This window comes from Mycobacterium sp. SMC-4, assembly GCF_025263265.1.
Lineage (GTDB): Bacteria > Actinomycetota > Actinomycetes > Mycobacteriales > Mycobacteriaceae > Mycobacterium.
This window is the reverse complement of the sequence record NZ_CP079869.1, coordinates 1,694,818-1,719,867: the sequence shown is the minus strand read 5'-3', so window position 1 is coordinate 1,719,867 and position 25,050 is coordinate 1,694,818. Positions and strand designations below refer to the sequence as shown.

At 65.5% G+C, this 25,050-nt stretch carries 29 protein-coding genes and 2 pseudogenes; 3 read left to right on the top strand and 28 right to left on the bottom strand.

Annotated elements, in window-relative coordinates:
• Positions 1-13 precede the first annotated feature (13 nt).
• From KXD98_RS08340 to KXD98_RS08290, 11 genes are all read right to left on the bottom strand, one after another.
• Positions 14-271, bottom strand: coding sequence for a DUF3297 family protein (locus tag KXD98_RS08340; RefSeq protein ID WP_260763210.1), 258 nt, complete (start codon positions 269-271; stop codon positions 14-16).
• A 114-nt stretch (positions 272-385) separates the two neighbouring features.
• Positions 386-1,816 (bottom strand): carboxylesterase/lipase family protein, encoded by a 1,431-nt coding sequence (locus KXD98_RS08335; protein WP_260763209.1) that lies wholly within the window; start codon positions 1,814-1,816, stop codon positions 386-388.
• On the bottom strand, positions 1,813-2,319 hold the full coding sequence (locus KXD98_RS08330) for a VOC family protein (protein WP_260763207.1): 507 nt from the start codon (positions 2,317-2,319) through the stop codon (positions 1,813-1,815). The genes KXD98_RS08335 and KXD98_RS08330 overlap by 4 nt, the downstream gene beginning before the upstream one ends.
• 1 nt (position 2,320) lies before the next feature.
• Entirely contained in the window at positions 2,321-3,565 is a 1,245-nt protein-coding gene (locus KXD98_RS08325; RefSeq protein WP_260763205.1) for a DUF1214 domain-containing protein, read from the bottom strand.
• The gene (locus KXD98_RS08320) at positions 3,565-4,716 is read right to left on the bottom strand and encodes a sulfotransferase (RefSeq protein WP_260763202.1); all 1,152 of its coding nucleotides are present in this window, start codon (positions 4,714-4,716) and stop codon (positions 3,565-3,567) included. The genes KXD98_RS08325 and KXD98_RS08320 overlap by 1 nt, the downstream gene beginning before the upstream one ends.
• Entirely contained in the window at positions 4,713-5,837 is a 1,125-nt protein-coding gene (locus KXD98_RS08315) for an LLM class flavin-dependent oxidoreductase (protein WP_260763200.1), read from the bottom strand. The genes KXD98_RS08320 and KXD98_RS08315 overlap by 4 nt, the downstream gene beginning before the upstream one ends.
• A 75-nt stretch (positions 5,838-5,912) precedes the next feature.
• Positions 5,913-7,019: a dihydrodipicolinate reductase gene (locus KXD98_RS08310; protein WP_260763198.1), complete on the bottom strand. Its 1,107-nt coding sequence runs from the start codon at positions 7,017-7,019 to the stop codon at positions 5,913-5,915.
• The gene (locus KXD98_RS08305) at positions 6,965-7,243 is read right to left on the bottom strand and encodes a hypothetical protein (protein ID WP_260763196.1); all 279 of its coding nucleotides are present in this window, start codon (positions 7,241-7,243) and stop codon (positions 6,965-6,967) included. The genes KXD98_RS08310 and KXD98_RS08305 overlap by 55 nt, the downstream gene beginning before the upstream one ends.
• Before the next feature lie 16 nt (positions 7,244-7,259).
• Positions 7,260-8,216 (bottom strand): LLM class flavin-dependent oxidoreductase, encoded by a 957-nt coding sequence (locus tag KXD98_RS08300; RefSeq protein WP_260763194.1) that lies wholly within the window; start codon positions 8,214-8,216, stop codon positions 7,260-7,262.
• A 99-nt stretch (positions 8,217-8,315) separates the two neighbouring features.
• Positions 8,316-8,717 (bottom strand): nuclear transport factor 2 family protein, encoded by a 402-nt coding sequence (locus tag KXD98_RS08295; protein WP_260763192.1) that lies wholly within the window; start codon positions 8,715-8,717, stop codon positions 8,316-8,318.
• Positions 8,717-9,766, bottom strand: a complete 1,050-nt coding sequence (locus KXD98_RS08290) for a zinc-binding dehydrogenase (RefSeq protein ID WP_260763191.1) — start codon at positions 9,764-9,766, stop codon at positions 8,717-8,719. The genes KXD98_RS08295 and KXD98_RS08290 overlap by 1 nt, the downstream gene beginning before the upstream one ends.
• Positions 9,767-9,830: 64 nt before the next feature.
• Here KXD98_RS08290 and KXD98_RS08285 point away from each other — a divergent pair, with 64 nt between their 5' ends.
• A complete protein-coding gene (locus tag KXD98_RS08285) occupies positions 9,831-10,757 on the top strand; it encodes an IclR family transcriptional regulator (RefSeq protein ID WP_260763189.1) in 927 nt (308 codons plus the stop codon).
• Between the two features lie 46 nt (positions 10,758-10,803).
• Here KXD98_RS08285 and KXD98_RS08280 read toward each other — a convergent pair whose 3' ends face one another.
• Together KXD98_RS08280 and KXD98_RS08275 are read right to left on the bottom strand one after the other, a co-directional pair.
• Complete coding sequence (locus KXD98_RS08280) at positions 10,804-11,784, bottom strand: SDR family oxidoreductase (RefSeq protein ID WP_260763187.1); 981 nt, start codon at positions 11,782-11,784, stop codon at positions 10,804-10,806.
• 82 nt (positions 11,785-11,866) lie between these two features.
• On the bottom strand, positions 11,867-12,661 hold the full coding sequence (locus KXD98_RS08275) for an SDR family oxidoreductase (RefSeq protein WP_260763184.1): 795 nt from the start codon (positions 12,659-12,661) through the stop codon (positions 11,867-11,869).
• A gap of 125 nt (positions 12,662-12,786) precedes the next feature.
• Between KXD98_RS08275 and KXD98_RS08270 the strand changes: the two genes are divergently transcribed.
• Positions 12,787-13,506: a TetR family transcriptional regulator gene (locus tag KXD98_RS08270; protein WP_260763183.1), complete on the top strand. Its 720-nt coding sequence runs from the start codon at positions 12,787-12,789 to the stop codon at positions 13,504-13,506.
• A gap of 641 nt (positions 13,507-14,147) precedes the next feature.
• On the opposite strand, the gene KXD98_RS08265 is transcribed toward KXD98_RS08270, so the two are convergent.
• The 9 genes and pseudogenes from KXD98_RS08265 to KXD98_RS08230 form a co-directional block, all read right to left on the bottom strand.
• Entirely contained in the window at positions 14,148-14,543 is a 396-nt protein-coding gene (locus KXD98_RS08265) for a hypothetical protein (protein ID WP_260763181.1), read from the bottom strand.
• Positions 14,540-14,977, bottom strand: coding sequence for a hypothetical protein (locus KXD98_RS08260; RefSeq protein ID WP_260763180.1), 438 nt, complete (start codon positions 14,975-14,977; stop codon positions 14,540-14,542). Before KXD98_RS08260 ends, KXD98_RS08265 begins: the two co-directional genes overlap by 4 nt.
• Before the next feature lie 92 nt (positions 14,978-15,069).
• Positions 15,070-15,267: a hypothetical protein gene (locus KXD98_RS08255; RefSeq protein WP_260763178.1), complete on the bottom strand. Its 198-nt coding sequence runs from the start codon at positions 15,265-15,267 to the stop codon at positions 15,070-15,072.
• 8 nt (positions 15,268-15,275) lie between these two features.
• Positions 15,276-16,496: a peptidoglycan-binding protein gene (locus tag KXD98_RS08250; RefSeq protein WP_260763176.1), complete on the bottom strand. Its 1,221-nt coding sequence runs from the start codon at positions 16,494-16,496 to the stop codon at positions 15,276-15,278.
• Positions 16,497-16,607: 111 nt separating this feature from the next.
• Positions 16,608-16,757, bottom strand: a pseudogene (locus tag KXD98_RS28420) (M15 family peptidase); the annotation flags it as partial.
• 84 nt (positions 16,758-16,841) lie between these two features.
• A pseudogene (locus tag KXD98_RS28415) lies at positions 16,842-17,270 on the bottom strand (peptidoglycan-binding protein); the annotation flags it as partial.
• A 327-nt stretch (positions 17,271-17,597) separates the two neighbouring features.
• Entirely contained in the window at positions 17,598-17,729 is a 132-nt protein-coding gene (locus tag KXD98_RS08240) for a hypothetical protein (protein WP_260763172.1), read from the bottom strand.
• Positions 17,726-17,884 carry a hypothetical protein gene (locus tag KXD98_RS08235; protein WP_260763169.1) on the bottom strand — a complete coding sequence of 53 codons (159 nt, stop codon included), beginning with the start codon at positions 17,882-17,884 and terminating at the stop codon, positions 17,726-17,728. Before KXD98_RS08235 ends, KXD98_RS08240 begins: the two co-directional genes overlap by 4 nt.
• The gene (locus tag KXD98_RS08230) at positions 17,881-18,462 is read right to left on the bottom strand and encodes a hypothetical protein (protein WP_260763168.1); all 582 of its coding nucleotides are present in this window, start codon (positions 18,460-18,462) and stop codon (positions 17,881-17,883) included. Before KXD98_RS08230 ends, KXD98_RS08235 begins: the two co-directional genes overlap by 4 nt.
• A 72-nt stretch (positions 18,463-18,534) precedes the next feature.
• Here KXD98_RS08230 and KXD98_RS28410 point away from each other — a divergent pair, with 72 nt between their 5' ends.
• Positions 18,535-20,001, top strand: coding sequence for an O-antigen ligase (locus KXD98_RS28410; protein ID WP_313901275.1), 1,467 nt, complete (start codon positions 18,535-18,537; stop codon positions 19,999-20,001).
• Between the two features lie 533 nt (positions 20,002-20,534).
• On the opposite strand, the gene KXD98_RS08220 is transcribed toward KXD98_RS28410, so the two are convergent.
• Genes KXD98_RS08220 through KXD98_RS28505 form a run of 6 tightly spaced genes read right to left on the bottom strand, consistent with a single transcriptional unit; the run spans position 20,535 to position 24,923 of the window.
• Positions 20,535-21,530 (bottom strand): polysaccharide lyase, encoded by a 996-nt coding sequence (locus KXD98_RS08220; RefSeq protein WP_260763166.1) that lies wholly within the window; start codon positions 21,528-21,530, stop codon positions 20,535-20,537.
• Positions 21,527-22,612 (bottom strand): hypothetical protein, encoded by a 1,086-nt coding sequence (locus tag KXD98_RS08215; RefSeq protein ID WP_260763163.1) that lies wholly within the window; start codon positions 22,610-22,612, stop codon positions 21,527-21,529. Before KXD98_RS08215 ends, KXD98_RS08220 begins: the two co-directional genes overlap by 4 nt.
• Entirely contained in the window at positions 22,612-22,890 is a 279-nt protein-coding gene (locus tag KXD98_RS08210; protein ID WP_260763161.1) for a hypothetical protein, read from the bottom strand. Before KXD98_RS08210 ends, KXD98_RS08215 begins: the two co-directional genes overlap by 1 nt.
• Positions 22,887-23,879, bottom strand: coding sequence for a hypothetical protein (locus KXD98_RS08205; protein ID WP_260763159.1), 993 nt, complete (start codon positions 23,877-23,879; stop codon positions 22,887-22,889). The genes KXD98_RS08210 and KXD98_RS08205 overlap by 4 nt, the downstream gene beginning before the upstream one ends.
• Positions 23,879-24,736 carry a hypothetical protein gene (locus KXD98_RS08200; protein WP_260763157.1) on the bottom strand — a complete coding sequence of 286 codons (858 nt, stop codon included), beginning with the start codon at positions 24,734-24,736 and terminating at the stop codon, positions 23,879-23,881. The genes KXD98_RS08205 and KXD98_RS08200 overlap by 1 nt, the downstream gene beginning before the upstream one ends.
• A gap of 22 nt (positions 24,737-24,758) precedes the next feature.
• The gene (locus tag KXD98_RS28505) at positions 24,759-24,923 is read right to left on the bottom strand and encodes an HNH endonuclease (RefSeq protein WP_396882705.1); all 165 of its coding nucleotides are present in this window, start codon (positions 24,921-24,923) and stop codon (positions 24,759-24,761) included.
• Between the last annotated feature and the right edge of the window lie 127 nt (positions 24,924-25,050).

The window sequence follows — 25,050 nt, the reverse complement described above, 5'->3', positions numbered from 1 at the left end:
GCCGTTCGTCGCGCTATTTTTCCAGGCGGAAGAAGGGTTCGACCGTGCCGTTGAGCTTGATGACCATCGGATTTCCGCGGCGATCCTTGGCGGTCGGGACTTCGACACGAATCCAACCTGCGGCCACGTCGTACTCGTGCACGTTGGTCTTCTCGACGCCGTTGAAGAGAATTCCCACATCGCGGCTGAGCGCCTCTTCGCTGTAGAACTCGCTTCGCGGATCGATGGAAAGGTGATTCGGTGGAACGTCGGTGTTCTGGTCCTCAGGCATGACCGCTCTCGTGGGCTGCTGGGTCGGGTTTGCGGAGAACCATTGTCCACGAACGTGCCGGGCCCTGTCGCATCGGGTTGCGCGTAGGGATGGCGCGCGCGTGGGGCGCCTGGCTCACCCGTAGCCGGGATAGCGATCCTCCCAGAGTGCGAGTTGCTCTGCGCGGTGCTCGCGGACGACTCCGCGCTCGAGGCCGAGCAGCATGGTGGGCCCGCCGAGACCGTCATAACGCTCCCAGGGTTCGCCCCCGCGGACGAACTCCAGCCACAGGTCCTGAATCGAGTCCGACATGTGGCGCGCCGCCTCGTCGACCCCAGCAAGTGCCGGTGCAGCGTCGAGGTTGCCGAAGACCAGCGGCAGGCATGAATCGTGACATGCTCCGAATCCGGCACGCGGAGAGGGCCACTGCAATTCGTAGCGAAAAACCGGGTTACCGCTCTCGGCGTGCGCCCGAACGAACTGCTCGGTCGGCGCGGCGAAGTGGTAGTCGGTGACCATAGCGCTGGCGACATCGCGAAGCCTCCGATGGTCGGTGCGATACGTCGCGAGCACCGCCTCGGGGTCGTGACCACCCCCGGCGAGTGCCTGGGCCCTGTCGCGCACGTACTGCTCGGTGAAGACATTCTCGTCCAGCGGCGAGTCGAAGATCCGCCACTCGTCGCGTGTCGTGCCGGCAAGGACAGGGACCGCCGGCATATCGCGCGTCCGCGCGGTCACCAACGGATGCTCGGCGATGACGCTGCCGTCTATGCAGGGATGGAACGGCCCCTGCGGCGGAACGAACCCGGTGTCGATACCCCGTTGCGCGGCAAGGATCTCCTCGACACCCGGCTCCTCGCCGCGTATCACGTCACCAAGTTGCGCGGCCACGGCGGCGGCCGCCGCCGTAGAGCGCACACGCTCCAAGCCGCCGCTCTGCAGGATGGCACGGTCGAACAGGTCGCAGCCTGCGGCCAGCATCGCCGATATCGCCACCGCGCCGGACGATTGCCCCGCCACCGTGATCGCGTTCGGGTCGCCGCCGAACGCGACGATCTCCTCGCGCACCCATTGCAGCGCGTACGTCTGGTCGCGCAGAGTGAGGTTGGTGGAGTCGGGGCCGTGCCAGTCCGGCGCATAGAGCGACCCCAGCACCCCGAGCCGGAAGTTGATCGTCACGACCACGATGTCGCCTCGGCGGGCGAGCCGCGAACCGTCGAACAGCGCAGCAGATCCATGTCCCTGTGCCTGCCCGCCGCCGTGCAGAAAAACCAGCACGGGCCGGCGGTTGCCGTCGACCGCGGGCGTCCAGATGTTGAGGGTCAGACAGTCTTCGCTCATCGTCAGGCCGCGCTTGGCCAGCCGCTCGGGCGAGATGTCCTGCGGGGCAATCGCCCCGAACCCGATCGCCTCGCGCACTCCTGCCCAGGCGATCACGGGCTGTGCTGGGCGCCAACGCCGCTCGCCTGTCGGCGGCGCCGCATAGGGCACGCCGCGAAACACTGTGACTTCTCCACCGGGGTCACCGCGCAGAGCTCCGGACGAGGTGCGTGCGATTGCGGTCACGTGCGCGCTGTCAGCGGATGGGCGGCTGCCATCTCGCCGCTGAGCACCTGGTTGAGAAAGTCGCGCCCTCTGAAGCTCACCACCTCCACCCGAAGCCCGCTGTGCGGATCGCGAAGGAACGCGACACCGGCGCCGGTCCGCTCCAACTCCCAACCCTGGTCTTGCAGCCGCGCGACATCGTCGCGCCAACGCTGCGCGTAGTAGCCGAGGTGGTGCATACCGCCGCGCTGGGGTTCGGCGAAGATCGAGTCCGCGGCAGCGACGACCTCGATCAACTCCAGGTACGGCGGCCCGGACGCAGAGAACGCGATACGCACGCCTTGGTCGTCGGCGGATCCGTCGGGACGGGTGAAGCCACTACGCATCTCAAACGGTGGCGCCCACGTGATCTGCATGCTGCCGGCAAGCGTCTCCATGGCCGAGAGCAGATTGGGGACGAGGTGACCTACGTGGTAGACGTTGTCGAAGGCCGATGCGGCCAGCGTCTCGAGTTTCGGGTCCATGTCAGATCCTGTATCGGCGGCGGATGGCGTCGAAGCGGGTGTGCAGTTGCGCGGCACGCTCGTCGGGCGTGACGCGCCGGGTGTGGTCCGGCAGCGCGGTGTCCAGCTCGGCCGCGGCAACCACCCTGGTGCTGACCTCGGGCAGCTGCCGACTTCCGATGACACGCATCGTCAGGTAGCCCTCACTGAAGCACTGGGTGTCGATCCAGTTGTGCACGCCGGGGTCTTTGTGAGCCATCACCATTCGCACGCGGCCGTCGGCGTCGATCGCTGTCCTGCTCGGTGTGTAGCTCACCGGCCGGTACAGGTAGTCCATGCTGTTCCAGAAGGCGCCCATATTGGTCAGCATCCAGAACTCCCCGTCGTCAGCAAATTCGAAGAGCAACGCCTCGTCCGGCCCGAGACGCCACGGCATGGTGACGATCAGCCGGCCGCGCCGAGCATCGCGTTGCTCGGCCGGGCCGGCGAACCGGGCACCGGGAAAGACGTTGGGCTCAGGCTCGCCGAACAATGAGCCGATCTGTCGTTCGCGGTCGGGCCAGTCTGTCATCGTCCCGGTGAGAAAGTCGCCCGCCCAACGCATCGACGCGATCAGATCCTGCGGCGTGGGCACCGGTCGCGGCTCTTGCATGTCGAGGCGCTCGATGCTGAACTGCGCTGAGCGCTCGGCCCAGGAATCGAAGCCCTGCCGCATGAAGAGCTTGCGCGAGTCCGCTGTGGTCGGCAGCCAGTTCGGTTCCCGCCGAACGCCGCCGATGTACAGGACGAAGCTGCCGTCCGGCTCGGTGATCAGGTCTTCGCCGGTGATGTTTGCCTCCGGGGTATCCCCGAACGGCTCGTGCAGGTTCGGATGGTCGGCCCCGTAGTACACATCGCTTTCGGGGCGCGCCCCTTGAACAGTGAAGTTGATGAATCGCGCCGTGCCGCGGTCGCCCCGGATTTGGTATGTCGAGCTGCCGTCGATCCACGCCTGGAGATAGACGAAATCGGCGTTGTCGCCGCCGAGCTTGCGGGTCGGGCCACAGAACGGGTGGATCAGCGGGTAGCGGGTGTCCTTGGTCTCCAGTGCGAGATCGTAGGCCTGCCCGAGGTTTTGCGTCAGGTAGCGGAAGGCGTCGGCACGTTGCAGCGCAGTCGCCGGTGAGGTGTCCTTGAAGGCGAGATCTCCGGCCGCCTTGAGTCGGTCACAGAACTCGTGCCAGGCCGCGCGCAGCGCGTCGTCGTGCGGGGTGTCACCGAAGGCCATCAGCGCCTCGTCTCGATGTCGAGGCCGAATCTCGCGCGATAGTCGGCGAATTCATCATGCAGCTGCTGCACCGGAACCGGCAGCATATCGGTGGAGTAGGTGAATTTGCCGTACCGGTCGCCGCGGTTGGTAGCGAGATAGTCACGCATCGCCTTCTCGGCGTCGGCCGGGAATGGGAGCCCGGCGAAGTCGTAGAAGCCGCCGATCGTGGCGATCGGGTCGGTGACGAAGTCACGGTAGCGGACGTGGTGGATGCGCGAGTCGCCCACCAGGGGGTCGGTGAGGTAGGCGTGGAAGTTGGCTCGCGAGCCCTCGATCGTGTCCGTGGCGTACTGAGTCCAGTCCAGCGTCCCGGCGAGGCTCTCGTTGATCTGGCCGAAGGCCACGATCTGCGAGGCGAGCACCTGCACGGGGTCACGGTGCACCCAGACGATGTGAGCATCCGGGTAGGTGTCGAACAGCGCCCGCAACCGTCGGCCGTGAAAACCTTTCAGTACCCACCGTTTCGGTGTGCGGGTGTACTGGATGTGCTGCAGCATCATGCGGTGCAGAGCGTATTGCGCGTGATGGTCCTGGCCGAAATTGGCGATCGTCATGGGAACGCGCCACCACGCGCTCGGGTTCGTCGCACGAAAGTCGTATGCCCACGTGCGCTCGCATTCGGGTAGCCCGGCACCGAGCAGGTCGTTGTAGGGATGGCTGACGATCCAGGGTGGGATGCGATCGAGGATCTCTCGCCAGTCGGTGTCGGCCTGCGCTCGGCGTGGATCGTCGCCGACGGCCGGGCCGGGCGGTGGCGAGGGATACATGACCTCCCAGAACCGCAGTGCGCGGGACTGCTGGTCCTCGGCGAGCAGGGCGTGCAGCAGCGTCGTGCCCGACCGCGGCTCACCGGTGGCGAAGAGTGGGGCGGTGATTCGTTCGTCGGCGAGCGGCAGGTTCGCATGGTCGGCCATGACGTGCAACCGGCTCGTCAGCAGTCCACTGATGGTGTCCGCGGCGGCCCGCACACCGGCATCGTCGAGTCCGGCGGCGTTGATGCGGTCGACGACCTGCGCTACCCGCCCGGGCAGGGTGTCGTCACCGAAGTCGTTGAGGCCGGACGCTTCCCGCGCGTCGGCGATGAGGACGTCGGCGTCCAGAAGTGTCATGGCGTGCTCCCTGTGTGCTGCAGCAGTGCGTCCTCGACCTCACGAACTTTGCGCGCCGAGTCAGCGGCGAAGGCCTGTCCGGCCATGGCGCTGTAATCGAGCACCGACACGATCCGCGCGCCCGCATCGCCGAACGCGGTGATCTGCTCGGCGACCTGCTGGGGCGTGCCGTGCGGCACGACGGACAGGATGGCGGCCGGGTCGACCTGTTCAAAGAGCCGGAGCAGTCGGTCGCGGCTGAGCACGCGCGGGTCGATGTCCTGGATGCCACGCCAGCGCTCCCCCATCGGGTGGCGGTGACCGGCCGCGGCCAGCGCATCGGCCGTCAACTGCAGGACCAGCGACTTCACCAGTGGGCGGCGCAGGATCTCGTCGAGCTCGTCGGGTTCGCCGACCAGGCAGACCACCATCTTGGCGGGAGTGATCGCGTGCGGATCGCGTCCGGCCCGCTCGGCCGCCTCGTGGATGCACGCCAGTTGGTGCGCGTAGGTCTCGGGCCCGGCACTGCCGCTCGGCCACCAGCCGTCGCCGAGTTCGCCGACCAGTTGCAGCATGCGGGGACCGTTGGCGCCGATCCAGATCGGTGGCGCGCCGCTGCGGTGCGGCTCGGTGTCCAGCCGGGCGTGCTCCAGTGTGAAGAACCGGCCTGCGAAGTCGATCGGTCCGTCGGCGTCCCAGAGCAGCCGGATCAGCTGCAGCGCCTCGGCGAACCGGCTCACCGCGTCGCGGTGCTCGAAGCCGTACGGAGCCAGGTTTTCGCGCTCGCCGGCGCCCAGTCCCAGGATGAACCGGCCGTCGGAGAGATGGCTGAGGGTCAGCGCCGATTGGGCGAGCATCACGGGATGGCGCCGGACGGTGTCCAGGACGCTCGTCGCGAGCCGAGTGCGTTCCGTGCGAGCCGCCACGGCACCGGCGAGGGCCACGGCGTCCAGGTAGCGGTGTGGAGACGGCGAGATCTCCGCGAGATCGGTGAACTCGGATGTCCAGATCGAATCGGGCCAGAAGCTCACGAGGTGATCGGGCAGCCAGATGGAGTGGTAACGACCCTGATCGAGGGCGTCGACTCGGCTCAGGTCGAGCGGCAGAGTCGTCCGAACGAACGCGGCCAGCTCCAGGGGCATGCAGCGCAAGCTACACCGCGGACGACGGCAACGTCCCCGGATTGCTGTGCATACGCTCAGCAGAGTTGGGCTGCGCTATCGACGAGTCGTTCGCGACTGCCTGCTCACGATTGCCGGCCCGGCCAATGGCTGGGCGAGCACGCCAGATCCTGCGTCGACGACTTCTGGTATCGCGTTGACCGCAGCCAGCGCCGTCACCGCCACGCCGGGATTGACCCGATCTGTGGGTGACTGCTCGAAGTACAGCTCCAGGCACATACTGGGCTGCCCCTCGACGCGGATGACCATGCCGCCTTGGTCCGCTCGCGAGGGCCGGGGCCACCGGTCCGGCCAGGGTGTGGCGCTCACCGTGGCGAAGTACTGGACCGCGACCCTTGGCTGGCCATCGACGACGCCGGCAAGCTGCCAGCGGTGTGCACAGATCGTGCCTTCGGCAATGACGCCGAGGGCGGTCTGCAGATCCGTGGGTGCGAGCAGCGTCTCCCAGTCGAGCTCGATGCTGTCGAGTTCCAGACCCAGGATGTCGGCGAGGTAGCGCACCACGGTCTCCCAGTCATGGTTGACCTTGCCCGAGGCGATCCGTGCGGGTACGTGGCCGTCAGGCTTTCCGAAGCCCATGGATTCGTGCAGTACTTCCCAGATGGGGTAAGCCTTGTCCAGATCGATCGCGTACTCGTCCATGCGGTAGCGGTCGACGGTTCCGGCCCCGGTGAGCAAGGCGGTCGGGATGTTGAGACTGATGAACCCCGGTTCAGCGCCGGTGGCGTAGAAGGTTGAATTTCCCTTCCTCGCAGCCGCTTCGATCGCAGCGCGCCACTCCGGTGGCGCGGCCGGCGGGTAGACCATCGGGATCGTGGCGATCGTGACGACGTTGATTCCCGACTCCAGGTACCTGACGATGTCGGCGATAGCGTCGTTCTCGCGCCGAACCGCTGTGGCGCAATATGCGACACAGTCTGGCGCGAGAGCCAGCACGGCGTCGAAATCATCGGTCGCTCGGACACCGACTTCCGAAGCACCGCAGAGTTGTCCAGCGTCCACGCCGACCTTCTGAGCCGTCGACACTTTGACTCCCACGAGTTCCAGCGCGGGGTCATCGATGATCGCCCGCAGCGCCTCGTTGCCGGTCAACCCGGTGCCCACGTGAACCACCCGATACTTCCGAGACTGCTGATTGGCCATTCGTCCTCCTTCCAGGCTTGAAACGGGTGACTGCCCACCCCGACATCAACAGCACGCATCGTGACGCGTTCCAGGCCGGCGACGTCGACGTCGTACTCCGGGACCAGATCGAAGGTGAACTGGTCGCCGAAGTTCACGTGGCGGCCCCGCTCGATCGGATTCGCATACCCTTCCCACTTTTCGTAGACGATCTTTTCGTGTAGGGCCACCCGGCCCTCGGTCATCTCACATTCCTTTCCACTAGTGCAGCTCGACGAATCGCTTCAGGTACGGCCAGGCGACGTCGGGCGGTATCCCGCCACACAGCGGAGCGATGTTGAATACCTCGCCAGCGCCGAGGCGCTGCCGCGCCTCCTCGACCGACAGGATGACGTGCGATGTCGACGTCTGACGCAATTCGTCAACCGATGTGGCGGTGGTGATGTTTGCCGACACGGTGTTATCGGGATTCCATTCCGAGTAGGCCATCGCATCGTGCAGCAGATACTTGCCGATCTCGTCCCAGGCGGCGTCGACATCGTCGGCGACGAAGCAGTTCGTCGCTGCATCTCGGTCCGGGATCAGCACGAAGCCGGGCTCGAACCCGTTGTCGCGGCAGGCTGTCTCATAGGCTTCCCGCATTCCTGGAACTCCGCCGTTGGCCAGCAGCCCCAACCCGTTTCGGCCGGCGCGGCGGGCGGCAGCCAGGCTGGCCCCGCCCCAGCTCATCATGGGCCCCTGGGCCGACCGTGGTCGCGGAGTGACCCTCATGTGCCTGCCGCCGTATTCGACCTCCTCGCCGGCCAACAGTCGGCGCAGCACGTCGAGCTTCTCATCGGCGAGCCGGCCTCGTTGCGACATGGACAGACCGAAGTGGGCATATTCCTCGGGTCGATAGCCGATTCCGAATACGTAGGTGGCCCTGCCCGCACTGATGTGGTCGAGCACGGCCATGTCCTCGGCCAGTCGTGCCGGATCGTAGAAGGGCAGCAAGATCGTCAGGTTGAGCATCAGCCGGCTGGTACGAGCGGCGATCGCCGCACCGAGCAGCAGCGGCGACGGTAGGTAACCGTCGTCGGCACAGTGGTGCTCACACAGCACGACAGCCAGACAACCGCGATCCTCGGCCCACGCCGACATATCGCCGGCGGCCGCGTACAAGTCGGTGGCCGGGGCTGCCCACGAGGGCGCTCGCATGTCGAAGCGAAGAGTGAACACCGGTTCTATCCGTTCTGCCGTGCGTCGGAACCCATCACTTCGGCGCTCGCCTGCATGATCAGCCGAACCACGTCGTTGCGCCCGTACTTCTGCGCGACATCACCCATGAGTTCTGATTTCTGCGATCCGGACCGAGGTGTAGGTCCGATGCGCGATGCGCCATCCTTGCGATGTGCGCACGACGTGATCGTCGTAGTAGCCGACGGCATTCGCTCCGCCGCCGGCGAAGAGGATCAGCGCGTCCACGTATGTGCGGACAGTCGCGGTGTCCCCCGCGATGTCGATGGCCTGATTGGTCATCCGATGCATGGTGTGCTCCGCGCCGACGTGGGCTGCGTCCATGAACTCGATGACCTCCGCAGCCGACGTCCAATGCCCGATCACCCCGTAATCGATATCGGCGTCCTCGGTGAACACCGTTGCGAGAAGACTGTATTGGCGGGTGTCGATCGCCGTGGCATAGCGGATGGTGAGGTCGAAGATCTCATCACGGTCGGACATCAAAGGTCCCCGTTCGGATGAATCACGATCCGGGGCGGGCCCTCTGATCGGCGAGCCTGGTCCAGCGCCTCGGGTACCTCGTCGAGGCCGATGATCCTCCCGACGCTGGGCAGCGGGTCGAGTGTCCCCGCCACGACGGCATCGAGTACGCCGTACCAGTCCTGAGGCATCGGACCTCCGCCGAACTGCATCGTCAAGCCGTTGCGGGTGGCCTCGGTGATGCTCAAAGTGTCGCCGGTGTACCACCCGCCCGCGCAATAGACCCGCGAGCAGAACTCTGCCTCCCCGACAATCTTGTCGATGAGACCCGAGGCGCCCACACATTCGAAGACCACCGCACAACCAGCCAGATGCCGTTCGGCGCGCACCTGGCGGAAGACGTCGAACACCGACTGCTGCGCAGGGTCGACGAGGATGTGTGCGCCGAAACCGGATTGGGCCAGGTCGCGGCGTTCTGCGTGGAAGTCTGACACGATGATCGGATCGATTCCGCGCGCGCTCAGTGCGGCGACCGCCGACAGCCCGACGGCACCAGCACCGATAACGATCGGGATCTCGCCGGGCTGCACGTTCGACGAACGCACGTAGAACTCGCCCACCGCGAAAGCATCGACAACGGCAATCGCGTCGTTGGGCACCGCACCGTCGACGGCCTTCGCGGTCGCCTCGGGCACGACGAGCAGTTCACCGAAGCTGCCCTGGGCTTCGGGATGCTGACCGATGATGCGAAGGCCGCCCGCGCCGCCGTCGACCAGTCGGATTGGCATCGATGTCACCCGGGTGCCGATCGGGAACGCGTCGCTGCATCCCGATCCATGGCCGATGACCTCGCCCACGAACTCGTGCCCCATGACGATGTCACGGTCAGGGTCATAGAGCGACCGGCCGGTCGGATCGTTGATCGCGAGATCAGGATGGTCCATGTAGTGGACGTCGGACGCGCAGATTGCAGTGCTGAGCGTCTTCAGCAGCAGATCACCCTGCCCGGGAATTGGATCGGCGGTCTCGCGCACCGTCAGCTCGCCGCCCCGCAACACGACTGCACGCAACTGCCGCCCCTTTGCGGTTTGACTTATTCTCGACTATTCGAGAAAGTTTTCTCTAATAGTTGCATTGACCGTAGAAGGCGAATCCGAGGTAGTCAAGGTGCGCGGAGCCGGTTCCGCCCCAGCGGGGCGGGTCCTCGACGTCGTGGAGCTCCTCAGCGAATCGGGCAGCCCCGGGCTGAGGTTCTCCGACGTCGTCCGTGAGCTCGGGTTGTCGCAATCGACCGCGCACTCGATCCTCAAGACGCTGAGCGACCGCGGCTGGGTGACACGGGATCCTGTTTCCAAGAGGTTCGCACCAGGACTCACGCTGGCCCAGATCGCGCAAAGATTCGAGGCCACGCGCCCGTTTGCCGCCCTCGCCCGAGGTGCCATCGCGCGTCTCGCGCGCACCACCGGGACACCGGCCTCGGTGGTCGAACGCAGCGGAGACGACCTGGTCATCACCGCTTTCGAGAACCCCGATGGCATGGCTGGTCCCGCCCTGCCCGACCAGCGCATTCCCTACGCACCACCTTTTGGGATCGCCTGTGCTGCGTGGGATGCGCCAGGCGAGCAGGAGTCGTGGGTACAGCGCGGCGCGGCTGCAGATGAGGCCTTGGCCGACCGCCTGCGCGCTGTGCTAGCCCAGACCAGGGAGCGCGGATTCGACGTCGACTGGATGACTCCGGCGCTTGCCCAGGCGGCTCAGGCCATCGGGGTCTTGGCCGGCGAGAAGGTTCCGCGCCATGTGCGCTCGGTCATCGACCAACTGCGGGTCGAGTTCCTTTCGGCGAACTTGCTACCCGACGACAGCGCTCCGGGCGCTCACCCAGTGGCCACCATCTCCGCCCCCGTGTTGGACCGAAGCGGCCATGTGCGGCTCATCCTCGGGATCCATCCGCTGCGGACGATGACGATGGACGAAATCCGTTCTTTAGCACAGCCCCTCTTGAATGAGATCGACCAACTCAGCGCCGGCGAGAGCCCGACCGTGCAGGACTCGGCGAGCTGAGGGCGCCGCTCTCGACCTGGATTGGGGCTGTCGGTTCCGATCCGAGTCACGGTGTGCCGACCCCGCGCGCCGCAGCGGTACGGCGAGCGAACTGCTCGTAATCAGTGGGCTGCCGCGACAACACCTTCGGGAGATCATCGAGATTCCCGGCAGGAAGTCCGTGCACGTCGTAGTAGGTCATCATCTGCACGTAAGTGTCCTGGGCTTCTGCCGACCACGTTCGAAACCCTCGAGCGTTCGGTGCCGCGCGCAGCCCTCGAACGATGTGGGGAAGGGAACGCATCCTGGTTGACAGCAACGACTGGGCGATGGCAGACCCGAACGGTCCCACGGCCACCAGCGGGTTCTTCAGTGCCTGCGGCGGAATTCGGACGGCGACCATGGAGTGGCCGAGCACTCGGCTCCAGATTCGCGCCATGTCGTGACGGGTGAGTTCCACCGTCGAGAGGTCATAGGTCTTGCCGATGTGTCCGCCCGGGGTGATCAACACGTTGGCCGCCGCGGCCGCGATATCCTCCACGTCGACGACGCCCATTCGACTCTGTGGCGAGGTGGGGTACGGAAGCAGTCCCGAACCGAAGAAGTCCCAGAAGTCCAGTACGTTCTGCATGTAGTGCGAGGGGCGAAGCACGGTCACGGGCAGACCTGAGTCACGCAGGATGCCCTCGACCATGAGCTTTTGCCGATGATGCGGAAGTTCGGCGATGTCGGGGTGGATGACTGAGTGGAACACGACCTGATCGAGCTGTTCGGACTTCGCTGCCGCGATCAGTCGTTCGGCCACAGGGAGTTCGTCGACGAGCTGCGTCGGGGCCGCATGGTAGATCTGACGGACTCCGCGCAGCGCGTTCTCCAGATCTCCGGGCTGCCTCAGGTCACCGATCACGATCTCGGCTGCACCGTCTGTTCGCGATCGTCGGGCCTGGTCTTCGTTCTTGACGAATGCGCGCACACCCTGCCCGGTGGCGACGAGCTGTCGCACCAGGGGACGTCCGACACCACCTGCTGCGCTGGTAACCAAGATCATGGTGTGCTCCTGCCGTCGGGTTTCGAGTGGATTTATCGTGAACGAGATTTGTTGGGGCCCAATGCGGGCCAAGAGTGGATGGTCATTTTCTGGCCTTCACCGGCCGCAGCGACCGCGCGAGCGCCGGCATCAGCACACGCCGTGGGATCAGCCGTGCCAGAGCCGCGGCGATCGAATTGCTGACCCCCGAGACCGCAGAGGGCGGTGTCCAGCGGCGGTCAAGCGCCCGCAAGCCAGCCGCCGCGACCTGATCAGCCGACTGCATGCGGCCGACGGCGGTGGCGGTTTCGCCGATCACGTCGAAGAATTCAGTGTGGGTGGGTCCCGGCGCGAAGGAGAACACTGTGACGCCGCGTTGTCGCGCTTCGTACCAAAGGGATTGACTGAAGCTGAGCACGAAGGCCTTGGCCGCAGCGTAAACGGCCAGGGTCGGCACAGGTTGATACGCAGTCGTGCTGGAAACGTTCACAATCGCGCCACGACGTCGCCGGACCATCTCCGGCAGAAACGCATGGCAGAGGTCGACGACCGCTCCGACGTCGACCGCAAGGACTCGGGCGTAGTCTTCCGCGTCGCCCTCTATGAAGGGACCTTGGATGGCAAACCCGGCGCTGTTGATCAGGATGTCCACGTCGCCCTCGACCAGCGCTCGCAACCTGGTTCCTGGGTGCGGAACGGAAAGATCGAATGCCACCGGTGTGCAGGAGATCCCATGTCGAGCCTCGAGCTCCTGGGAGAGCAGATCGAGCCGATCCTGGCGGCGGGCCACCAGCACCAGATCACAGCCACGCGCGGCAAGCGCCTTCGCGAAGGCCTCTCCGATTCCCGAGCTGGCACCCGTCACCAGCGCGCGCGCCGACCGGTAGTCGTTGCCCACGATGCGCCTCCGTTCCGTGTCATCTGCCCGAGGGCGGGTTGCGAGAACGCGATGCCGCCTACGTAATGCGACTATTGCATCTCAAGTGCAATTGACGCAACATTGGGTACTCGTACGATCGTCGAATGGCTGGCAGGTCGCGTCGCGATGCCCTGGAGCGGCAGGCGGTGGTCGAGCGAGTACTCAGTGGACAACGTGCATCGACCGTGGCGGAAGAAGTCGGTGTGCATCCGTCCACCGTGCACCGATGGGTCAACGATGCGACCTCCCATCGCACCGATTCCGCCCCCACCGATCTTCGTCTGATAAGTGCCACACAGGCACTGCTGCGCGATCACGACTACAGCCAGATCACCGTCGAAGAAGTTGCCCGGCACTCCGGTGTCGCGCTGCGAACCGCATTCCATCACTTCGACAGCAAGCGCGAACTCTTCCGCGCAGCAATCGACAACGCTGCCGTGGTCCTCGTCGAGGCCATGCGCCACCAGTACCAAGAAGCTCAGTGGCCGGACGAGCCGCTACTGCAGTTGAGCACCTTCTTGCGCCTGTCCGCCGAAGCCATCTACGCCACACCGGCGGCGCACGTCCTCTTCCGCGACCTCGGAGTTCCGCGCTCGGACTGCTTTTCGCAGCGTTGGCACGACACCTTCGAGCAGGCCGTCGAGCACATCCTGGCGAGGTGTGCCGCATCCTCGGCAATCGACCCTGACACCAATGTCCCGCAAGCAGCTCACGCACTCACCGGGGCCATGCGCGGAATACACGCCGCAGTCTTCGACGGGGGCGACCCTGCTCAAGCGCTACGCATCGTCGATCGCCTCCATCTCACGATGTCAACCGGTTGAGCAGACTGGCGCAACCAACAGAAAAACCCCGGCCGATGGCCGGGGCAATCTGTCACCGATGACGCGACTCAGGTGTAACCGATGACGCGACTCATCACATTGGTGGAGCTAAGGGGATTCGAACCCCAGCATAGACGCCCTAAACACCTGCTGACCTGCGTAGGTGGTGTTTCTCGGCATGGCTCGGGATGACTCGCGACCTGCTCATATTACGCCGCGCGTGGACCGGGTCCACACCTTGCCGACTCGCGCATCCCCTGCAGAAAGCGGTCCGGCCCCCGCTACCCACTCGCTAGCATTTTCTGCGCGGGGGACGAAACGGACGATCCGCCGACGGAGGTGGCGCCGACCGAGCTGGGTTCGGCGATCAGCGAGACGGAAGTGAACACGGCGTGGTCGCTCGACGACGGCGAGGAATGGCAGTACGGACCATGATTCCGTGTGCGCAGACGACAAAAGCCCGCCCCACAGCCGGAAAGCTGTGGGGCGGGTTGTATCGGTAGTAAGTCGCCAGCGGGGCCGAACCCCTGAAAGAGTTCAGCTACAGATGAGATAGACGACCAGGGCGGCGAAGCCGGCCAGCGCGACTGCGGCGACCAGGGCGGCGCCGAGGTCGATCTCCCAGTCGCCCTTCTGCGCGCTCACGATCCCTCGCGCTCCATGTGCCGGCGCTCCCCGAATTCGTTGGCGTACTCCGGGTGGTCACGCAACCACTCGGCCTTGAACTGACGGAACGTCTTCATGCGCGGGATCGTGATGTTGTGCTCGATCGCGATAGCCCGCACCTCAACGGACCAGCGCGCAATCTCATCCTGATATGCCTCCAGGATGTCGACGTCTTGGGTTCGGCGGAACAGAATCCTGCGCTCGTTCTCGGTGACCTGATCAGTCAGCGCGCCGCGGGTCCACCACCTCACCAGCGGGTCGAGCAGCCGCGCCAGTCGTCGGTTGACGACCGGGATGCGAGTGATGACCAGGACGATGAACGCTGTTGCGCCGGCGATCGTGGGGCCGGACAGGTAGTCGGCGAGTGTCACGCGGCAGCCCCTGGGGGAAGGTCGCGGGGGTGGCTCATCAGGTGCAGGATGCGTTCTCGGAAGATGTCGACGAACACCCAGAACGCGTGCAGCGCGAAGAGAAGTGCGTAAGCGGGTGCGAGCTGCCAACCCCATGTCTGGTTGGCGGCGACGACGCCGGCGATGAGCCCGTATGTGAGGCCGGCATAGGCAGCTGCGGAGACCATGTGGCAGCCGATCGCGACCGGCCACTTCTTGAACCGGTTGGCGATGAAACCGACTACAGCGGGGATGAGCAGCCACAAGGCCCACGCCTGGAAGGGTAGGGCGGCCTCGACGACGTTGAGGACACGGGTAACACCGTGGGGTCGGAGTAGGTATTCGACGCCTTGGGCTGCTGAGACGATGAACCACACATCTCCGAGTGGGATTCGTGAGGTGGCGAGATTGCGCACGCGGATCCTCCTGCTGCACGTGGGCGTCAGGCGAGTCATGAACCTGTCCATCCCGATTCGATTCGCGGCTGTCGGCTCAACCGTGGCGGTCACTACGCGTCACTGCGCTTGGGTGCGTTGCCTTTCTGGAAGACGAGCCAGGTGCCGAGGGTGGTGGTCAGGGCGAACACACCCCACTCTTGGCCGGTCTCGGGCCACGGCTGGCCAGATTGCACCAGCGCCACAGCGACGTTGGTCGTGACCAGCGACAGGAACGCGAGGATGGATTTCCAATAGTGCTGCCAGTTCATGGTGTCTCCTATCGTCGGAATGCTGCGATGTGGTCGTAAGCGACCATGTGTCCGTCGCGGCCGCCGAACTCCGGCCGCGGCAGGTGGTAGGTGCCATGGGACTGCAGGCCGGGTAGCGCGGCCATCAGGTGGATCAGATCGGGCAGGTGGGTGAGAATGCCGCGCACCGACAGGAACTCGATCAAGGCAGGGTTGGGTTTCTGGCGGGTGGTGTTGACCTGCTGAACGACGGTGCCCATCAGGTTGGCATCGACACCCGTCGCCCCGGCCAGGACATTGGTGGCGACCGGGGATAGCGTTCCGCTGCCAAGTCCGGGCATGAGCAGGTTGAGCATCGCAGGGATGATGATCTGCGCGGTGTACACCACGAACGGGATCTCGGTTTCTGCGCGAATAAACCACTCATAGAACAGCGGCCGGACCCGGTCTCGGGCTACGGCGTAGAAGTCGTCTCGGGTGTTGACGTTGACCGTCAGCCGGTTGACCCAGTCGGGGAATGTCTTGCGCGCGATCCCGGTCTCGGCGGTGGCGGGGTTGCCGTGGCAGATGATCCCGTCGATCCGGTCGCGGATCAGGGCGAACTCTCCCCCGTCACCGAACAAGGCGGCGACCGCTTCGAGGGCGCCGTCTGCTTTCTGGCTGTACCCCTGGAACCACAGCTCGACGTCGACCGCGGCTTTCGGGTCCGCACGACGTGCCGTCATGGCGCGCTGCACGTCGGGGTTATCGCGCAGCAGCTTGGCCTGCTCGCGTTTCTGGTCTTCCAGCACGTCGAGGTAGGAGTGCTTCGGGTCGCCGCCCATCAGGCCGAGGTAGCCGCCGATGATCGACCCCACCGGCTGGTGATTGATACGCAGCGACTCGCGACCGACGTGATTCCAACGCTTCCCGGCGACCATCTCCCCGACAACGAACCCAGGACCGACATCCCAGCCGGCGCCGCTGCCTGGGTTGGAGTAGAACCAAATCGGCCGGCGCTGCTCAACCTTCGAGGGCGCTGACTGGCCGGGCCAGACGTAGCCGACGCGGGCGGCGAGACGATCCCCGAAGATGCCGTCCTGCACCATGCCGAGGTGGCGCTGCATCTCCCGGGTGAATGCGGCCTCATCGTTGCCGTAGTAGCCGTCCCGCGGCCCGAGCAGGAACGCGTAACTGCTGGCGTACTTGGTGGCCCAGGTGTACCAGGGATCGTAGAGCGGCCCCTGGTAGCCGACTTTGAGTTCAGGCATCAGCGTTCACTCGTTCGGCGATGCGATTCCAGGCGGCGCCGTGGTGCACGCAGTGCGGACTCACCCGCTGGCCACAACTGCAAGGTGGGACATCGGTCATCAGTCCGAACATCAGAGCCCCCACACCTTGTCGCGCAACGTCATCCCCTTCGACTGCCACGACTCGTGGCCGGGGCCGAGCTGCGCGGCGATGTACTCCAGCAGCTCGCGGTCGGAGTAGTCCTGCGGGAACCGCTTCACAGGCGGCGGGGCGGGTGCGCCATCCGGGTTGAACCCGGCCTCCTTGAGTTTCTGCAGGGTGATCGGGCCGACGATGCCGTCAGCGGCGATGCGCGCATCGCTCTGGAATGCCTGGACGGCGGCCTTGGTGAGCGGGCCGAAGTCGCCGTCGACGGCCAGACCTGCGCCGCGGGTATTGAGGAACGCCTGCAGCCGCTTCACGTGCTCACCCTTGTGGCCTTCCTCAGCCCAGTACGTCACCGGCACGGGCGATGACGGTGCGCCTGCCCGCTTGAACGTGGAGAACCCGTCGGGGCGGATCTTGCGGGCGATGAAGTCGTTCACCTTTGCGACATGCTGCGAGCCGTAGGTGTTGGCGCCCATCTGAAAGTGCATCCAGTCGCGGATCGACCAGAGACCGCCGCAGAACACCATGCCCTCGTAGAAGGCGATCAGCTCACGTAGCCGTGCGTCCTTGGGCGGCGGGTATGCCTGCTGCTCGGTGATGCCCAGCCGGAAGCGCTGCTTGTCTGGGCCGTGCCAGTTGAGGTCCATGGCGGTGCCGGACAGGTGGTTGCTCGACGCCACGTCGTTCGTTTCGGTCCAGCCGCCGCTGTCCTCCTGGCGCAGCGGTTCGACGTGGGCGTTGAAGTCGGCGGCGAACGCGCCGAGGATCTTCTCGGGCTGGCCTTCGCGAATCCAGATGCGGATGTTGGTTCCGGGGATGAGGACGTGGCGGCACGAGTTGCGATCGACCATGCGCCAACCGTTCTCGGAGTGTGTGCGTCCGTAGACGGTTCTGTCTGCCATGGGCGGTCCTTTCGGGCATGGTTGCCAGGCCTGCCGTCGAAATTCGGCAGGGTGGACGAGAGGGGGTGGGGCCTAGGGGATGTCGGCGAACACCGCGGCGACGATGAGCACGAACGCCAGCACTACTCCGGTGCAGATGACGCCTTGCCAAAGTCGGGCGCGTTTGACGTCGAACCAGGCGAGGTGACGCCACCAGTTACTCACCGCAGCCCCGCGTATTGGCCATCAGCGTCGTAGACGATGTCGTTCCACTCGAACAGGGTTTCCGGGCCGTACATCATCACCGCCCAGCAGCCGAGCAGCACCAGGACAGCCCCTGTCGCAGCACCCACCGCGACAGCCGTCAGCGCCGGCCTCACGGAGCCACCAGGAATCGCGTGTTTCCTTCGGCGGCGCGGGTGCGGCACTCGTCGAGATCCACGCCGCTGTAGTCGGCGTGCGCCAAACCGCCGCCCAGGAGCCGGGACAGCGTCATGGCGGCTTCGGTGCGGGGCTGAGAGATGCCCCACTGGTCGGCGTTGGCGAACGGGTCACCGAGGCGGGCAATCACCAGGGTCTCGAACCGGGTGGACGGCACGGGTGTGCGGGGGCCGCGGAACCCGACACCCCCGACGCCGCCGTGCTGGGAGGCGGGGCAGCCGAGCAGCACAACCCGGGCCAGGTGCTCAGGCGCGGTTTCGTGCAGCAGTTCGGCGATGCGTTCAGCGCCCGACGACGCCCCCCACAGCTCGAACGGCTCCCGCATGGACAGGGCGGCCTCGCGCAGGTTCGCGTACTGCTGCTCGGCCACCCGCCGCGCCAGGGAGAACGGGATCGACGGTTGCGCTGGCCCGATCTTGTGGCGGCGGTGCTGGCGGCGCACATACCCACCCAGAGCGCGCCCCACTCCGTCGGTGAGGCCGAAGTTCGCGCCGCCCACGGTGATGACGACGGTCACCGGTGAACTCGTCTCATGGTGACCTCCTGATAGGTAAACTGCGCCGACTATGGGGGACGCATGCTGACGGCCGTGACTATCGCGGCAGCGACACTGGTGACCAACGTGGTGGTGCCCCACCGAATACGGCTGATCGGCGTCGTCGTGCTTCTCGTCCCGCAGCTCTACTTGCCGGGAATCCATGCCGAACTCGCCACAGCCGCGGTGCTCTGGACGCTGAGCACCTGCGTCATGGGATCAGCCGCACGCGGCCGACCAGCAGCGCAGAGCCCGCTCATCGCCATCATGTGCATGTTCGTGGCGATCACCGTGGTCTCGCTGCTCTGGGCAACCCCCGACGGCGTCAACAGCGGCGCAGCCACGGCGGTTCGCAGCACCGTGTTCCTGCTGTGGCTGCGGGAAGTCATCGTCGTCGCCAAGGACAACCCCCGACTCCTCGACACCCTCGTGATGTGGACAGTCCCCGGCGTGGCTGCCCAATCGGTGCTGGCGATCGTTTTCCGGAGCAACCCGCACACCGAGCAGCGTTTCCTGAACTCTGAACTGGCCCCGCTCCTGGTCGGCCCCCAGTCCGTCGACCTTTACACCACGCTGTCGAACAACGTGTGGTACGCGGACAAAGCCGGCGGTGTCTTCGTCAACGGCAACATCGCATCGCTGCTAGGCGGCATCGCCGCGCTGCTCTACATCATCACCGCACGGCGCACCGGCAGCCGATGGCTGTACTGGGCGGCGGCACTGGCCTTCACCGGCACTGTCTTCACAGGCTCGAAAACAGCGATCTTCGTCGCCACAGGATGCGCGATCATGATCCTGCTGCTGCCGCACATGTTGCATGGTTTCGCGGTGCTGGCGGCGATTCCCGTGGTGCTGCTACTGCCACTCGTCACGCCGATGATGATGGAGATCCTGCAAAAGGCGTCCCCGGAGTTCTTCGCCCGATCGGAATACAGCCTCCTCGAAGGCCGGCGGCCGATATGGGAGGGAGCTTCCGCGTTGTTCCAGGACCATTTCTTTCTCGGATTGGGGTTCGGCGGCTGGGCTGAAGAGATCGTCGCATTCACGTCGCGGCGAACCCCGCCCCACAATTTCATCATCGCGGCGTGGGCGAACTCGGGAATCCTGGCAGCCCTCGTCGTTGTCGCGTTTGTGGCGGCGACGATCCTCTTAGGGCTGCGGGTCGCGGCCTCTCAGCCCACAGTCCGTGACCGCAGAACCGCTGTCCTCGCGCTGTGTGTGGTCGCATGGGTGTTCCTGCACGGCATGGCCGACAACACCACCCTGTACGGCGAGCAGCGGACCATGATTCTGTTCGCCCTCGCTATCGGATACCTCTACGTCATGGACCTAGAAGTAGGTGACGACGACACACAAACCGTCGCCGCCGTTACCACCGGCCCCGGAGTTGTTCCCATTCAGCGACGCGCCACCACCACCCCCACCGCCGCCGGGGGTCGCGCCGTTACCGCCCGCGCCGCCAGCCCCGGACGTGGAACCCGCGCCGCCAGCACCACCGTTTCCAAACCGCCCGTTAGGTGACGACACCGTTCCGCCAGCACCACCGGGCGTACCGCCCGCCGACCCGGCAGTCCCCGCCGTCGCCGCGCCGCCACCCCCACCGGCCTGCCCCCGCGCCGCGGCGAGGTAACTCCCGAATGACGTACCCGACGACCCGGGAGAGCCGTTCGCACCTGCCGAACCGTCCGCGGTTTGCGCGGCGCCACCAGCGCCGCCCGTCCCGACCGTCACCGCGACCGTGGGCGTCAGATCAGAAGCGGCCAGAGTCGCACGCGTGATACTGCCTGCACCCCCCGCCCCGCCACCGCAAGACGCCGTGCCCGAAGGTTGCCGAGCACCCGCACCGCCGCCGCCGCCCGGACCCACGAGGTACACGTCCACCAGCACCGCGCCTTCGGGTTTCGTCCAGGTGCCGCTCGTGGTGAATGTCTGAATGTTCGGCGACATCGCCTCGATGCCGTCCTCGATGTGCTGCATCCTTGCCGCTGAGAACGGTGTTCCACCACCCGATCCGGGAGACCACGTCTGCTTGGTGTAACCCGCCATAACTGCTCCTACGAGGGGTAGATGTTGGTTGCGGGGAACAGGTCGTCACTGGGGAAGTATTCGACCACTGGCCAGCCTTCCGGCGGGGTCGGCACTGTCACCGGGTCGGTGATCCGCGCCGACAGATCCGACAGCCCGTATTCGACGTTCGCGTGGTACAGCACGTCGACGCTGTGCGCGTTGTTCATGTAGATGCCGAACTGGGGATAAGCCAGCGGGTAAGGCTCGCTGTAGTAGCCGATCGGGATATCCACATCGACGACCTGCTCACCGTTGAGCCACACATTCAGGTGCCCCGACTCGCCCAGCAGCCCCGACACCACGAAGTGGTTCGGCTGCCCAGACGGCGGATCGAACGGCTCAAAGTAGTGGGTGTGCTTGTCGCCGTCCGCGCTGGACCGGGTGCACACCTCAAGGGTGCTGTCGCGCAACCCCACCCAGAACACCGGATAGAGAAACGCGCTGGAATACGAGCCGTGCCACTGGTGGATCAGGGTGCAGTTGTCGGTGGTGAAACCTTCACGCTGATCGGTCATTATCAGCGACCACGACGCCCAGAGCGTTTCCCCGGCCGCATAGCCGGTGCTGTGCTCTTTGATCAGCTCGACGCGGCGGCGGTTGTTCTTGTAGTCGCCGGAAGCGACAGCATCACGGTTGCGGTGCGCCTCGAAGCGGTACAGATTCGCGGCCGGCATATCGAACAAGTCCGGAACCGGGAAGCCGTACGTCGTCGGTTCGGCACCCGGCTGAAGGTACATCTCTTTGCCGTCGACCAGGACGCTGAACCGCTGCCCCTCCGCGACCGGGGTGAACGTCAAACTCCCGGCGGGGGTGATCGTTCCCTGCCGCAGCAGCGAATGCCAGCGCGCGTGCGCGGGATCGGTCAGCACCGACTCTGGGTAGGCGTACTTGCCGTCATTGAGCCGCCGGCCCAGCAGGCGGGCGTGGCGGAACTGATCGCGCCACAACAGATTCGCCGCCTGCTCTTGGGTCAGGACGATCACACCACACCCACCGCAGTCATGTAGGTGTTGACGGCGTTGTAGAACAACGCCATCTCAGCTGGACTCATCCCGGCGCCGTAGGAAGCGAACGACACCCGCGGGTTGGTAAACGACGTCGACCCGTTCTGCGACAGAATCCTGATCGGTGAGGCCGGCGCGAACGACAGCGTGTCGTCGTAGGCCCCTGTGAAGCTGTCGATCTGCGCCCCATCCCGATAGGCGCGCGCCATTTCCGGTCCCGTCTGCGCGACCGAGAACAACCCGACATCGAGGGACGTGACCGCACGCGTGGTTTGATTCGCGCCCCGCCACCCCATCTGTGTGGAGGTGCGCGCCGAGTCGATCGACATCCCCCAGTTCGTCCACCAGAGGTCGAACACAGTGTCTTTCGTCGACGCAGCCTGCGACACCCACAGCGACGTCGCGGCGTCGGTCGCCTGGGTGTTCACTGTCGCCGCCGAGGTGTTCCACAGCGAAGAAGACACTCCGTCGCCGGTGAATCCCCGATCTTCGGTGAATGTCGGCGAGTTCAACGCCGTCATGTTCGCCGCGTCGCGACGCCAGTTCAGTAATCCCGCCTGCGCCGTGTGCGCCGCGAACACGTACAGCCCGTCCAGCCGCGACCACAGGTTGTAATCCTTCAGGTCTTTGATGAGCCGGTTGATCGCGTGCCGGCGGTCAAAGTTCGGGCGCACATCCATCCGGTCGAACAGGGAGATCGCTTCGGGTTCATAGTTGCCGACCAAGTTCTCGATCGCCAGCACGTTGAAATCGAATGCCTCACCCGTCGGGACGCCGCCGACAGTCACTTGCATCGTCCCGGGGCTAGGGCTGATGACGCTGATGGTGAGCTCAGCGGCGGCCGATGCAACCGCCTGCTGCGCCTCATCCGCCACGGCCGGACCAGCAAGGAGGGCAAGGGCAGCTACGACTAAGGGTGTCACCATTTCCGAGGACGGAATAAGTTCACCCCGGTAGATCATCCCGTTGATTCGATTGATATTGGCAGCGACAGCATTCGCCGCTTCCGCGGAGTACTTCTCTCCGGGCCGCCAGTTGTGCTTGAGCTCCGGAGTAGTCATCACTGGCCTTCCGTCACGGGTCGGTTCATCTCTGCGTCGAGCGCGTCCATCAGGTGCAGGGCCGCCGCTTCCCAGTTGCCGGCCCACTGCTGCTGCCACTGGGGGGACGCATCCAGCAGGTACAAGTCGCCAGGGGTGCTGTCCCGGGAGTCGGTGGCGTGAAACGTGTTGTCGGAAGGGCGGAACCACCAGTAGCGGCCCTGGACGGCCAGTGAGGGCATTGCGTCGGCGAAGTCGTCGATGTGATCTGCAAGGGCGATCAGTTCGTCATCGGTCATTCATCCTCCAAGACAGCTACCCGCAACCCGAACCAGGGGCAGAAACGGTTTTCCCGGGTGAGGCCGGCGAAGCTGATACTGGACGGGATGCCCTGAGAGTGGCTGTCGGCCTTGTAGCACCATGCGTCGAGGCGGAGCGCGGAACCTCGCGCAATGTTGGCTCCCGGCACAGCGCCGATAGCCCGCGGCGTTTGGAAAACCCCCGGCGCGATCTGCTGGTGGGCTGCGAACAGAATCTGCCCCGGGGCGCATTCCTGCGGCGTATCGTCGACGATCGCCTTGTACAGCTCTTGCGGCTGCGAAGTGTTCACCGACGCCTCAGCGTCCTTGATGTTCCCCGAACCCCAAACCTTGTTGATCATGCCGGTATCGACGTCGAGAACGCACAGCGCGATCTCGTAGTAGTCGATGGAAAAGATCGACGTGTCCGCGCCGCCGATCCAGGCCATGCCCTCCACGAGCCCCTCGCGGTCGGCGATGATCGGGGTGTAGTAGATCGTCCCGAGAGTGCTGCCGCCGGCGGTGGCGGGGTAGATCACAGGCAGCGTGGAATGATGCAACGCCCCGGTGTAGACAAACTCGACCGCGTCCAAAATGTTGCGGGATTTCGGCGGTGATGTGGACCCGGAGATGGTGGGGATGGTCAACAGGCAGCGTGGCACCGACACCATCTGCTGCTCGTCGCCCACATAGGCCAGCGTGGTGCGCATCGCGGCGGCGACATCCTGCAGATCGACGATCGCTGAGGTGTTCTCCGTCAAGACCTGTTCGATGCCGACGCCCCACCCGCGCAGCTGGGAGAAGCTGTGCCCATTGGTCAGGTGTCCCCGCAGCGCGAGCGTGACCTGCTGCAGGATCAGTTCGACAATGTTGTTGCGTTTGGACTTGATCCTAGTGGGCGTCCACTGCGTTCTCGGGGGCTGCGCCAGACCTGATCCCGGCCACGAGGTGGCGGGGGTGTCGAACTCGTCGAGCGGCTGCAGCTCCACTAGACGGGTACCCCAACGGCGGAACACCGCGCCCCGTCGGGGGCGGCGGCGGTGGCCCACCCGCTCGACGAGGCAGCCATCTGCTCGGCCCGGAAGTACACCACCCCGGCCTCTCCGGCAGGGATCACCCCGTAGGAAGCGTCGGCACCTGTCGGCGTGTTCGGGGGGCCGTCGGCGAGCACCACAGGTGGCGGGGCCGCGCCGGCAGCGCCGAAGCCGCGGCCGATCTCCACCCCGCCGGAGTCCGGGTCGCCGAGGTAGGCCACCAGATCGACTCTGGTGTCGACCGAGCCAGTCACCACCAGCGAGCCCTTCGGAAGAACCTTCCGGGGGAACGGTTTAGACGCCAACGTGACCGTGGTGAGTAGGCGCGGGTTGGTGGCGTTGAAGGCGGTCGCTTCGATTCCGGTGGAGGACCGCACATCGCAGGTGGGCAGCGGCACGAACACCACCGTCGCGCCGGGCCCCTTGGCCAGGACGTAGCCGTCGGTGCGGTCCCCGGTGATGTCCTCAGCGTCGAGCATGTTGAACCCCGCCGGATCCCCCTGCGGGCCCCTAGGAATGTAAATCGTGTTGGTCTGCACAACGGGATCGCCCGGCCCCCCGGGGTCGTGGATGACGACGAGCGGGTTCGGCTCCGGTACAGGGTCGTCGGGGCCGATCAGCTCGATAACCCAGTTGATGACCGGCGGGGCGCCGCCCTCACCCTGGATGGCCAGCGGGAACGACGCGACACCGCCTGACGGGGTGATGATGATCGTTCCGACACCTGTGCTGACGTTGAACCCGTAGGGGAACGTGACCGTGCAGTCGGTGAAGGAGATCGTTCCCGCGGCCTCATCGACAATGATCGCCACAGACGTTGCCTCCCTTAGAGGATCAGGCCGCTTGCCGATGTCGGCCCAGCGGATCTTCCAGTGGCCACTTAGCACCCTTGCTGGGATTGCAACTGCCACACATCGGGCGCAGATTGCAGAGCATGTGCGCCCCGCCTGCCGCGATCGGCTTGACATGGTCGATCGTCGACCAGGCCGCACCGCACACCCAGCATCGGCCACCCCAGTACGCGACCTTTCGCCGCTAGCTGCTCGTCCGTGAACGGCGGGCGCCTATCATCTCGGCGCCGCAGCGCAGGCACAGTTTCGCGGTAGAATCTGCCATGTCGACTCCG